The sequence below is a fragment of the Anaeromyxobacter oryzae genome, assembly GCF_023169945.1.
GTDB classification, from domain to species: Bacteria; Myxococcota; Myxococcia; order Myxococcales; family Anaeromyxobacteraceae; genus Anaeromyxobacter; species Anaeromyxobacter oryzae.
This window is the reverse complement of sequence record NZ_AP025591.1, coordinates 5,378,789-5,390,289: the sequence shown is the minus strand read 5'-3', so window position 1 is coordinate 5,390,289 and position 11,501 is coordinate 5,378,789. Positions and strand designations below refer to the sequence as shown.

9 protein-coding genes are annotated in these 11,501 nt (G+C 72.0%); 6 read left to right on the top strand and 3 right to left on the bottom strand.

Features of this window, described 5'->3' with window-relative positions:
• The first annotated feature begins 204 nt into the window (after positions 1 to 204).
• Together AMOR_RS23370 and AMOR_RS23365 are read left to right on the top strand one after the other, a co-directional pair.
• Positions 205 to 1,719, top strand: a complete 1,515-nt coding sequence (locus AMOR_RS23370; RefSeq protein WP_248354681.1) for a carboxypeptidase-like regulatory domain-containing protein — start codon at positions 205 to 207, stop codon at positions 1,717 to 1,719.
• A 29-nt stretch (positions 1,720 to 1,748) separates the two neighbouring features.
• Positions 1,749 to 2,153: a hypothetical protein gene (locus tag AMOR_RS23365; protein ID WP_248354680.1), complete on the top strand. Its 405-nt coding sequence runs from the start codon at positions 1,749 to 1,751 to the stop codon at positions 2,151 to 2,153.
• Positions 2,154 to 2,189: 36 nt separating this feature from the next.
• Here the strand turns inward: AMOR_RS23365 and AMOR_RS23360 are convergent, their stop codons facing one another.
• On the bottom strand, positions 2,190 to 2,459 hold the full coding sequence (locus tag AMOR_RS23360) for a YciI family protein (protein WP_248354678.1): 270 nt from the start codon (positions 2,457 to 2,459) through the stop codon (positions 2,190 to 2,192).
• Positions 2,460 to 2,676: 217 nt separating this feature from the next.
• On the opposite strand from AMOR_RS23360, the gene AMOR_RS23355 reads away from it, so the two are divergent.
• Complete coding sequence (locus tag AMOR_RS23355; protein ID WP_318653825.1) at positions 2,677 to 3,882, top strand: MFS transporter; 1,206 nt, start codon at positions 2,677 to 2,679, stop codon at positions 3,880 to 3,882.
• A 182-nt stretch (positions 3,883 to 4,064) separates the two neighbouring features.
• Here the strand turns inward: AMOR_RS23355 and AMOR_RS23350 are convergent, their stop codons facing one another.
• Positions 4,065 to 4,421: a rhodanese-like domain-containing protein gene (locus AMOR_RS23350; RefSeq protein ID WP_248354676.1), complete on the bottom strand. Its 357-nt coding sequence runs from the start codon at positions 4,419 to 4,421 to the stop codon at positions 4,065 to 4,067.
• A gap of 300 nt (positions 4,422 to 4,721) precedes the next feature.
• Here AMOR_RS23350 and AMOR_RS23345 point away from each other — a divergent pair, with 300 nt between their 5' ends.
• The gene (locus tag AMOR_RS23345) at positions 4,722 to 5,813 is read left to right on the top strand and encodes a hypothetical protein (protein ID WP_248354674.1); all 1,092 of its coding nucleotides are present in this window, start codon (positions 4,722 to 4,724) and stop codon (positions 5,811 to 5,813) included.
• A 51-nt stretch (positions 5,814 to 5,864) separates the two neighbouring features.
• Here AMOR_RS23345 and AMOR_RS23340 read toward each other — a convergent pair whose 3' ends face one another.
• Positions 5,865 to 7,526: an MOSC and FAD-binding oxidoreductase domain-containing protein gene (locus AMOR_RS23340; RefSeq protein ID WP_248354672.1), complete on the bottom strand. Its 1,662-nt coding sequence runs from the start codon at positions 7,524 to 7,526 to the stop codon at positions 5,865 to 5,867.
• A gap of 364 nt (positions 7,527 to 7,890) precedes the next feature.
• Here AMOR_RS23340 and AMOR_RS23335 point away from each other — a divergent pair, with 364 nt between their 5' ends.
• Both AMOR_RS23335 and AMOR_RS23330 read left to right on the top strand, forming a co-directional pair.
• Positions 7,891 to 9,828, top strand: a complete 1,938-nt coding sequence (locus AMOR_RS23335; protein ID WP_248354670.1) for a DUF47 family protein — start codon at positions 7,891 to 7,893, stop codon at positions 9,826 to 9,828.
• A gap of 6 nt (positions 9,829 to 9,834) precedes the next feature.
• Complete coding sequence (locus tag AMOR_RS23330) at positions 9,835 to 11,436, top strand: pyruvate, phosphate dikinase (protein WP_248354668.1); 1,602 nt, start codon at positions 9,835 to 9,837, stop codon at positions 11,434 to 11,436.
• Positions 11,437 to 11,501: the final 65 nt, after the last annotated feature.

The window sequence follows — 11,501 nt, the reverse complement described above, 5'->3', positions numbered from 1 at the left end:
TTCCGTCCTGGAACGGGACGTTCCACCGACACGTTTCATCGGCGCTCGATGGGCCCATAGGGTGCCGCCAACCCACCATGATCACGGGACATGCGCTCGCTGGCACGCCTCCCGCTTTAGGCCGCCCGCGGGGAGGGAACGGGTCGCCATCGGGGTGCCGATCTCGGGCGAACTCACAACCGATCGGCATGAACAGGAGCAGGGATGGTCAAGACGGTGTTGCGCGTCGCGGGCGCGCTGGCATTGCTCGCCGGAATCGCGTGCGGAGGCTCGCAGGAGAGCGCGGGTGGCACGCCGGAGCAGGTGGCGGCGGCGGCGGCCAATGGCGGTCGAGGCGGCGGCAAACCCAAGGGAACCGCCGCGGTGACCGGCGTGGTGAAGGACATCGCGACGGGCGCGCTGCTCTCGGGCGTGACGATCTCCGATGGGACCCACAGCGCCACGACCTCCAGCACCGGCGCGTACTCGCTCTCGGGCACGGCCGCGGGGACTGCGACGCTCACGGCGACCGGGAACGGCTACCTGCAGACGTCGCAGCTCGTGACCGTCTCCTCCACCGCCGCGAGCACCGTGGACTGGGCCCTCACCCGGTCCTACGGCAACCAGAAGATCCCGGCGGCGAACATGTCGACGGTCGTCCTCGCGTGGAACGACCTCGGCATGCACTGCGATCAGGACGACTACTCGTACTTCATGGTGCTGCCGCCCTTCAACACGCTGCACGCCCAGGTGATCCAGCGGAACAGCGAGTCGAGCGGCCTCACGGTGAGCTACGCCTTCCCGAAGAAGACCGACTCGACGCTCCACACGAACTTCTGGCAGTACGCCGCGCAGTACGGCTACGCCGTCGCGCCCAACGTCGGCATCTCCGGGTCCCCGCTCGCCGGTGACATGAAGCCGGACCCGAACGGCCACGGCTTCATCGCGCAGGGCATCCCGGTGACGCCCTACGACGACGACGGCACCTGGGATCCTTACGGGACGGCGACGCTCACGGTGAAGGACTCGACCGGGAAGGTCCTCCAGACGGCCACGGTGGTGGCGCCGGTCTCCACCGAGATGATGTGCTCGAACTGCCACGGGACCACGAACCCGCAGCTCGACATCCTGCAGAAGCACGACGCCCTGAGCGGCACCTCTCTCGCCGCGGATCACGCGGCCGGCAAGGTCCACGCCTGCTCCGAGTGCCACTCGGACAACGCGATCGGCGCGCCGGGCAAGGCCGGGGTCGAGAGCCTCTCGCTCGCGATGCACAACTTCCACAAGGACAAGATGTCCACGACGTCCGTCGCGGCGAGCACCACGCCCGACTGCTACAACTGCCACCCCGGGCCGAAGACGCAGTGCCTGCGAGGCATCATGGCGCGCGCGGGGAAGACCTGCCACGACTGCCACGGCGACATGAACGCCATGACGAGCGGGCTCCAGGGCGGACGGAAGCCTTGGCTCGAGGAGCCGCGGTGCGGGAGCTGCCACGACGCGAAGCACGCCGAGAACTCCGGGACGCTCTACCGCAACTCACTGCTGCAGAACTCGCCCTCGGGCGAGATGAACGGCCGCTTCTACTGCGAGGCGTGCCACAACGGCCCGCACGCCGAGCTGGCGACGGCGAACTCCGCCGACCCGACCATCCCGATGCAGTTCCAGGGAGACAACTACTGGATCTGGAGCTGCACGGTCTGCCACACGAGCCAGCCGCAGTCGTCGATGCACCGGTAACGATCCCCGCGAATCGAGGAGCTCCCGCCATGTCCGCTCTCCGTCGTCACGTCGCCGTGCGCGCCCTCGCGGGCGTGTTCCTCCTCGCCCTCGCGGCCACCGCCTGCCGGCGCGGCGGAGACGGGCCGCGGGAGCTCCTCGATCGCTACTTCTCCACCGCCGTGCGGCAGGACTACTCCGCCACCTGGGAGTGCTACGACCAGAACTACCGCTCGAAGGTGGACCGGGACGAGTACGTGCAGCACCGTCGCGACGCGTCGCAGCTCGTGACGTGGAAGGTCGTGTCGCTCGAGGAGCACGGCGACACCGCGCGCGCCCAGGTCGACCTCGTGTTCGCGCCTTCGCCGAGGCTCGGCCGTCCCGACCCCGCCGAGAAGAAGGTCGTGGAGGACCTCGTGCGTGAGCGGGGGGAGTGGCGGGTCAAGGTGTGGTGAGGCGGGGCTGGCGCGTCCGTCCTCGATACCGGCGCGTCAGCCGAGCAGCACCTCGTTCCAGTCCTTGATCTCGTACCCCGCGACGACGCCGTTCTCGATGAACGGGTCCGCCTCGACGAAGGCCTCGGCGCCCGCGCGGGACCGGAAGACCGCCATCGATCCGTCGCGCGGGTCGGCCCAGGTGCCGACGGCGAGGAGCTCGCCGCGCCTCTGGAAGTCGTCGAGCCGAGCCTTGTGCGCGGCGAAGTGGATGGGCGCCTTCGTCAGGACGTCGGGACCGGACCGGTAGAACAGCACGGCCTTCATCGTGACCTCCCGCGGATGCCCGGCGCGATGCCGGCGAACGGTGACCGTGATCACCTACGCCACGTCGTCGATGCGTGCACGAGATCCTGTGGCACGACCGGAAGCTCGGCTAGATCCGGTCACGGCCGCGGGCTGGACAGGACGGGTCGAAGGAGGGCAAAAGAACGGTCCCATTCGCGGATGCGGCCCGCGCCGCCGCGAGCAAAGAGAAGGCGACATGCTCGAAGCGAGAAATGGCCCAACGGGCTTCCGGGTGCTGGCCGCGGTGAGCTTCTGTCACTTGCTGAACGACATGCTCCAGTCCGCGATCCCGTCCGCCTATCCGATCTTCAAGAGTGCGTACCACCTCGACTTCGGTCAGATCGGCGTCATCACCCTCACCTCGCAGATCACGGCATCGCTGCTCCAGCCCGTCGTCGGCATGTACACGGATCGGAGGCCGCTGCCGTACTCGCTGGCGATCGGGATGGGCTTCACGCTCGCCGGGCTGCTGATGCTGGCCGTGGCCCCGAGCTACTTCCTGGTCCTGCTCGCCGTCGCGTGCGTGGGCATCGGCTCCGCGGTGTTCCATCCCGAGTCGTCTCGGATCGCGAGGATGGCTTCCGGCGGGCGCCACGGGTTCGCGCAGTCGTTCTTCCAGGTGGGCGGGAACGCGGGCTCGGCGGTCGGGCCGCTGCTCGCGGCGTTCGTCATCCTTCCGTTCGGCCAGCACAGCATCGCGCTGTTCTCGCTGGGCGCGGCGGCCGCGATCCTGGTGCTCCTCCAGGTCGGGCGGTGGTACGCCGGACGCGCGTCGATGGGCAGCCACGCGACGCGCCGAGGCTCGCCGCTTCCCCGCCGGCGCGTCGCCGTCGCGCTGGCCATCCTCGTCGCGCTGGTCTTCTCGAAGTACTTCTACATGGCGAGCCTGAGCAGCTTCTACACGTTCTTCCTCATCCAGAAGTTCCACGTCTCGGTCCGCACGGCGCAGCTGTACCTGTTCCTGTTCCTGGGCGCCGTCGCCGTCGGGACGTTCGTGGGCGGCCCCGTCGGCGATCGGATCGGGCGGAGATACGTCATCTGGGGCTCGATCCTCGGAGTGCTGCCGTTCACGCTCCTGATGCCGTACGCCAACCAGCTCTGGACCGCCGTGCTCACGGTGATCATCGGCCTGGTCCTCTCGTCGGCCTTCTCCGCCATCGTGGTCTACGCGCAGGAGCTCATGCCCGGGAGGATCGGCGCGGTGGCGGGCCTGTTCTTCGGGATCGCGTTCGGAGTCGGCGGGCTCGGAGCGGCACTGCTCGGCGAGGTCGCGGATCTGCGAGGCATCGAGTTCGTGTACCGCGTCTGCTCGTTCCTGCCCGCCATCGGCCTGCTCACGGCCTTCCTCCCCGACATCGAGCGTCGGGCCGCGGCTGCCCAGACGCGCGCGGCCGGTGCGTAGACGGCCCCGGGGCGGGTGCGCTTCCTCGGCTCCCAGGCGACCCGCTCGTCCCCGCCTCAGGAATGGACGGGTCGCTCGCACCACCGTGCTACGGCCGGATGGCAGCAGCCACCCTCCCCGCCCGCCAGGTCCCCACGCTTCTGCACCGGAGCCGCTCCGCCGCCTGCGCGGCGACCCGCCACCTACGCCGCCGGCATGTCCCGCAGCCCACCGGCGTTCACCACGTCCAAGAAACCGGCGCGGCGGAGCACGCCGGCGGCGGCGCCGCTCCGGGCACCGGAGGCGCAGTAGAGCACCACGGGCCGGTCCTTCCGGAGCTCCGAAAGTCGTGACGACAGCGAGCCGAGGGGGATGTTCACCGCCCCGGGCCAGGCGCCCCGCCGGAACTCGTCGGGGGACCGTACGTCGACCACCTTCGCGCCGGCGGCGAGCTTCGCCGCGACGACGCTCGCCGGCGCCTTTCGTCCGGCGACCGCGCGGAGCAGCACGAATACGCCGCCGGCGACCACCGCCCCCACGATCCATGGATCCACGCTCACCGCTCTCTCCTCCGCAGGCGGCCGCCGACGTCCTGCCGGCCCGGACGCGCCCCGCGCGGTGGATTCGAGCGCGGGTGCGCGCAAAGGGTTCTCGGCTCGTGCCAGCTGCCGGTCGAGCGTGGGGATGAGAGCTCCCGCGGCGCGTCCGCGCCGTCGAGAAGAACGCCTCGAAGTTCCGCCGGGTTGGGTTCGCCACGTGGGTCGCGCTCGGATGGGGCTCAGGAGTCAGCCTCGCCCGCCCGCGTCGTCCGTCCCCGAGACGTGGATCGGCATTCCGCCGTCCACCACGGGGGACGCTCGATGACGAGAGCCGCGACGATCGTGTTCGCAGCTGTGGCGCTTGGCGTGACGGTACCCTCCGGCGCGAGGGCCGGGGTGAAGGTGGAGGAGCGGAACACGTTCGAGCTCACAGGGGCGCTCGGCAGCATCGCGAGGATGGTCGGCGCGGGCTCGGGCGAAGGCGAGGTGACGACCGTCGCGGTGAAGGGCGACCGCAAGAAGTCGACGTCCGGCGACACGGGCGACATCGTCGACCTCGGCGAGGGCCACCTGTACGCGTTCGACGTGAAGCGCGGCGAGTACCACGTCTCGAGCTTCGAGGAGCTGCGCCAGGCGGTCGAGAAGGCACGGCGCGACGCGACCACCGAGCGGGAGAAGGCGCCGCCTCGCGCCCCGCGCGCGGCGGACTCCGAGCGCCAGCTGGACGACGCGCTCGCGCAGCTCGAGATCGACGTCGAGCTGAAGAACACGGGCCGGACGAGGACCATCAACGGCTTCGAGACGCGCGAGGTGATGATGACCGTCGCCGCCCACGCGAAGGGGGCGACGCTGGAGCAGAGCGGTGGGATCGCGCTCCGGTCGGACATGTGGCTGGCGCCGAGGATCGCGGCGCTGAAGGAGCTCGCCGACTTCGACCGGCGCTATGCGGGCAGGCTCGCGACCTCGATCTACGGAGGCACGTCGCCGAAGGACGCGTCCGCGATGGACGCCGCTGTGGCGATGCACCCCATGCTGAAGGACGTCCTCGTGCGGATGAAGGCCGAGGGCGGGAAGGTCGAGGGCTCCCCGATCCTGACGGTCGTGACGGTCGACCTCGTCCCGTCGGCCGAGCAGCGGGCGAAGATGGCCGCCGAGGCCGCGCAGCAGAAGCGCGAGGCGAGCGAGCGCTCCCGGCCGGAGCTGGGCAAGGGCCTCGGCGGCCTCCTGGGCGGCTTCGCCAGGCACGCGATCCAGAAGAAGGTCGAGGCGAAGGTGGACGCGAAGCTCGAGGGCGCGAGCGCCGACGCGCAGAGCCCGACGATCCTGAAGTTCACGACCGAGGTGCTCCGGGTCGCGACCACCGTGGGCGGGTCGGACCTCGCGCTCCCCGCCGGGCTCCGCCGCATCAACTAGGGCGGCCGGTCACGAGCTTGCGATGGCGCCGCACCGCCACTCCGGCGCGCTTCAGAGATCGATGACCACGTCCGCGGTGGGCCTCGAGCAGCAGATGAGCAGGCTGCCGGTCGAGGGCGGGTCGAGTGGCTCGGGGTCATAGGCCACCGATCCCGAGATGAGCCCGCTCTTGCAGTTGTGGCAGACGCCCGTGCGGCAAGACCACCTGGCTGGCACGTCGCAGGCCTCGGCGAGCTCGAGCAGGCTCCCGAACGACGGGTTCCACGCGACGGCGACGCCGCTCCTGGCGAAGGAGACGAGCGGTCCAGTTCCGGGCGGCCCGGGGGGTGGGTGCGGCGTGCGGGCGACGGCGGGCGCGATCCCCGGCGTCATCGACTCGCCGGGACCGAACACCTCGGTGTGGATCCGGCCGCGTGCCACCCCCCACCCCGCGAGGCCGCCGGTCAGGTCGCGCAGGAACGCGGGAGGGCCGCACAGGTAGAAGTCCGCATCCCGTGGAACCCCCACCTCCTCGAGTGCGGCGATGGTGAGATGTCCGGGGGCGTCGAAATCGACCCCCGGCAGCTCCTCGGGGCGCGGCCTGCTGTAGCGGACGTGAGAGTGCCCGCCGGAGAGCGCACGTAACAGGCCGCGGGACTCCTCGCGGAACGGGTGCTCGTCGCGGTTGCGTCCGCCGAACAGCCACCACACCGCCCGCCGCGAGGCCTCCGCCGCCAGCACGTGGAGCATCGCGAGCACGGGGGTCGCTCCCACCCCGGCGCTGAGCAGGACCACGGGGCCCTCGCCAGCACGCATCGTGAAGGTTCCCCGGGGCGCGCTCACCTCCACCAGATCGCCCACGCGAGCGCGGTCGAAGAGGTACGTGCTCGCCACGCCGTGGGGCTCGAGCTTCACGCTGATGCGGTATCGCTCGACGCTCGGCGCACCGGAGAGCGAGTAGCTGCGCAGCACGGGAGGCTCACCGGGAGCGGGCCGGAGCCGCAGCACCGCGAACTGTCCACCCAGCGCGGCCACGAGGGGGCGCCCGTCGGCGGGCTCGAGCTCGAAGGACGTCACGCTGCTGCACTCCGGGGCGATGCGGGCGATGCGGAGCGGGCGGAAGCCGGGCCACGCCGGCGGCGGCCCGGACGGAGCGTCGAGGCCGGGGTTTCCGGCCGGCGCCCCTGCGCTCCCTCCCTCGTCATCGAGCATGGCCTGGAACGACCCTCTCCAGCCCGGGCTCAGCGCAGGGATCCGGAGCGCCTTCTCCAGGTCGGCGCGGTCGTGGCCCGGCAGGTAGAGGAGCGCGTTCACCCGCGCAACCGTCATGCGCTCGGGGCCGTCTGCCACCTTGACGATCTCGTCGCCCGCCGCGACCTCGCCCTCCTGGAGGACGCGCAGGTAGAACCCGGGCCTGCCGCGCGAGACGAGCAGCGCAGGCATCCGGGGCTCGTCCATGCGGAGGCCGACGCGGTAGCAGGTCACGCGCGGCTGCGTCACCTCGAAGATCGCTCCCCCGATCCGATACCGGTCCCCGATGCACACCTCGTCATCGGGCAGGCCCTCGACGGTGAAGTTCTCGCCGAATTGCCCGAAGGTGAAGCCACTCCGGCCGAGCTCGGCCTCCCAGAACCGGTAAGAGTCGATCTGGTACACGAGCACGGCTCGCTGCTCGCCGCCGTGGCCGGCCAGGTCGCCCTGCCCGTCGCCGTCGATGTTGAGCCGCCTCACCATGCGCCGGCCAGCGACGGGCGCCTTCCAGACCGACGTGTGAACGGTCCGGCCGTGCCACGAGCGGTCGCGGGGAAGGCCAACGTTCACTGATAGCAAGCGGGCCACCTGGTACCCCCTCGCTCCGTCTCCTCGTCGGCAGGCGCGGCCGACCGGGAAAGAGATGCGTCGATGTTAGGAGGCGGCCTTCCCGGGCGCGATCCGAACCGAACGGCACCTCGTGCTGGCGGCCCAGGGCATGACCTTCCGCGCGTTCATGGGCGTTTCGCCGATTCTGGTTGCGGGCGTCGCGATCCTGCCCATCCTCCAACGAAGGTCCCCGTCCTCCCCGGCACCGCTATCCCCGGCCGCCGGTACGATCCCTCGCGTGAAGGGCGACCGGCAGATGCTGGCGACGCTCGGCGCGTCCGAGCTCCTGCTCCCGGCGCTCGTGAACCGGGCGCTCGCCGCGAACGATCGCGCCAAGTATCTCTTCACCCTCCTGCAGGCCGCGGCGCGCCACGGGGACGACCCCGACGAGCCACCGGTCGACCTGCGGCGCGAGCGGCTGCGTTCCGGCGTCGGGGACGCCGACCTCGACGACGTGCCGGCGCGGACGAGGCGTTGCGCGGACGGGACCTATGAGCTCGCCCGGGCCGACCGGATCCACGCGGCGCTCGGCGACGCGGTCGGGGAGATGGTCGCGGCGGTCGAGGCCGCGCCCGGCCCACCGGAGCGGTGGGGCGAGCGTTCCAGCCGGCTGCTCGCCGCCGCGGTGCCGGTCGATGCCGCTCACGTCTCGGCCGAGTACGTCCACCGCCTGACCTCGGGCGACCGCGCCGCGGGCGACTCGCTGCACCTCCTGGTCATGGACCTCCACCGGCGGCTGCACGAGATCCAGGTCGCCCTCGCCAGCACGTCGGTGGACGGCGCGAGCGCCTACGGCCTGTCCGAGGACGCGACCGAGCTGGTCCGCGCCTTCATGCACGGCGTGCATCGCACCGCGGCGCTCAAGCTCGACCACCCGGGCCTCGGCACCACCGCCACGCAGGTCGGGGCCCGCGTCGTGGTGGAGAACGACCTCGGGACGACCGACGCCCACCTCCTGCTGGTCCGCGTGGAGGGCCTCGAGGCGCGCGTGGTCGCGACCGACGTCCACCTGGAGCGGCTCGGCTTCCTCCGGTCGCTCCTCGCTCCGTTCGACCTGCGCTGGGACACGATCGTCACCCGCCGGAACGATCGGATCGAGGAGGGCGCGTACCACCTCGCGACCGGAGAGTACACCGCGAAGGACCGCGCGGACCTCGCCGGATACCTGGAGCACCTCGGGTCTCGCCTCGTCTTCCTCATCGACTGGAACCGCGCGCGCAAGCGGCTCCGGCTCTTCGTGAAGGCGAAGGACGCGGTGGACCTTCTCCGCTGGGCTGCGGAGCGCGAGCTCGGACACATGCCGTTCCTGGCGCTCGGGGGCGAGCGCCTCGTGTTCGACGCGCTGGAGCGCCTGCCCAGGATCGCGATCCGGTACGGGGAGCAGCTCCATGAGGTGCTGGGGCGCGATCGGGCCATCGCCTTCCTCCGTTTCGTGCTCGAGCGTTGCTCCACCGGGATCCGCGAGGGCCGGTCCGAGTTCCTCATCCGCGACGAGATCCGGGCGGAGCTCATGTCGCAGCTCGCGACGGCGGAGCAGTCGCTGCTCGCCGCGGCGGCGGAGCACGCGTCCCTCGTCGTGGAGCTGGCGGCGTCGGTCCGGGACGCGCTCCAGCGCTTCCCGGGCGACGGACGGGAGGAGCTGGAGCGCGCTGCGGCCCGGGCGGCGGGCTGGGAGCGGCGGGCCGACGGGCTCGTCGAGCGCGCCCGGGTCGCCGCCCGGCGCTGGGAGGGTTCCGACGCGATCGAGCGAATCCTGGTCGAAGCGGACGACATCGCCGACCACCTGGAGGACGTCACGTTCCTCCTCACGATCCTGGCGACCGCTCCGCCGAGCGCAGACGACGTCCGGCCGCTCGCCGAGCTGGCGGAGCTCACGCTCGCCGCCGCGCGCCAGCACCTCATGGCGTTCGAAGGCGCACGGGCGCTCCGGCGCAGCGGAGCCCGCGAGGACCTCCATGACGTGCTCGAGGCGGTCGATCAGGTCGTGCTCCTCGAGCGGCGCAGCGACGATGCGAACCGGCGCGCCAAGCGACGCATCCTCACCACCGTCTCCGACTTCCACCACGCCGAGATCCTCTCCGACATCCGCCGGCACCTCGAGGCCGCGAGCGACGCGCTGAAGCACGTCGCGCTCGCGCTCCGCTCCGTCGTCATGGGCGAGGTGGGGACGGCCTGAGGAGCGATGACGTCGCTCGCGTTCTTCGGCAGTGGTGCTCCGCCGGTCACCGCCGACGCGTCGAGCGCGTCGATCGGTGGCAAGGGCGCGAACCTCGTCGCGCTCACCGCGGCCGGGTTCTCGGTCCCGCCCGGGTTCGCGCTCTCGACCGAGGTGTGCCGACGCGCGCTCCGGGGCGAGGCCGATGACCTCCGCCCCCTGCTCGCCTGCGGTCTCCGCGCGCTCGAGCAGGCCACGGGCCGGAGGTTCGGCGCGGCGCGCCACCCGCTCCTCGTGTCCGTGCGATCGGGCGCGCCCGTCTCCATGCCGGGCATGCTCGATACCGTCCTCGACGTCGGGCTCAACGAGGCGGTCGTCTCCGGGCTCGTCCGCGCCACCGGGAACCCGCGGCTGGCCTGGGACGCGTTTCGGCGCCTCGTCGAGTCCTACGCCGGGACGGTCCACGGCGTCGCTCCCGGCCCGTTCGAGCGCGCGCTCGAGTCGGAGCTCGCGCGGACCGGTGTGGCCTCGGAGCGGGAGCTCGACGTCGCGGCGCTGCGATCGGTCTCCGCGCGGTTCCTCGAGGTCTTCGCGCGCGAGGTCGGAAGGCCGTTCCCGGAGGACCCCATGGAGCAGCTCGCGGAGACGGTGCGCGCCGTCTTCGCGTCATGGAACGGCGCGCGCGCCGTCGCGTACAGGCGCCATCGCGGGATCGACGACGCGCTCGGCACCGCGGCGCTCGTGCAAGCCATGGTGTTCGGCAACGCGGGAGGCCGCTCGGGCGCGGGCGTCGCGTTCACGCGCGACCCGGGCACCGGGGAGAAGGGCATCTACGTCGACTTCCTCCTCGACGCGCAGGGGGAGGACGTCGTTTCGGGGCGGAGGGCGGCGTTCGGGGCCCGGGAGCTCGCTCGCGCGGCGCCGGAGGTCGCCGCCGAGCTCGTTCGCGTCGCCGACCGGCTGGAGCGGCTCTTCCGCGACGTCCAGGACTTCGAGTTCACCGTCGAGGACGGGACGCTGTACCTGCTGCAGACCCGCGCGGCACAGCGAGCGCCCTGGGCGGCGCTGCGCATCGCCGTCGACCTCGTGCACGAGGGGCTCGTCGACGAGCGGACCGCGCTGGCGAGGCTCGACGGGATCGAGCTCCAGCAGATCTCGCGCACGCGGCTGGTCCGGGGACCCGGCCAGTCGCCCGTCGCGCATGCCATCCCGGCCAGCCCGGGCGTGGCGGTGGGGCGCGCCGCGTTCGACGCCGGCACCGCCGTGGCGCGCGCGGCCGCCGGCGAGCCGGTCATCCTGATCCGGCGCGACACCGCCCCGTCGGATCTCCCTGGCATCGTCGCCGCGCAAGGCGTCCTCACCGCGCTCGGGAGCCGCACGGCGCATGCGGCCGTGGTCGCCCGGCAGCTCGGGAAGGTCTGCCTGGTCGGTTGCCGCGAACTCCGGGTCGACCCGTTCGGCGGAGGGGCGGTACTCGGTCCAGCTCGTCTCGGCCCCGGCGATCTCCTCTCGCTGGACGGGGCCACCGGGGACGTGTACGCCGGCGCGCTCGAGGTGGCAGTGGAGCGCCCCAGCGACGAGATCGCGACGGCGCTCGGCTGGGCGGCGCGGCGCGGGACCAGGGACTAGAGCGCCGCGCGCTGAACGTCGTTCCGCGCCGCGGAACGCTCCAGATCACGGGGACGTCCCCGCGC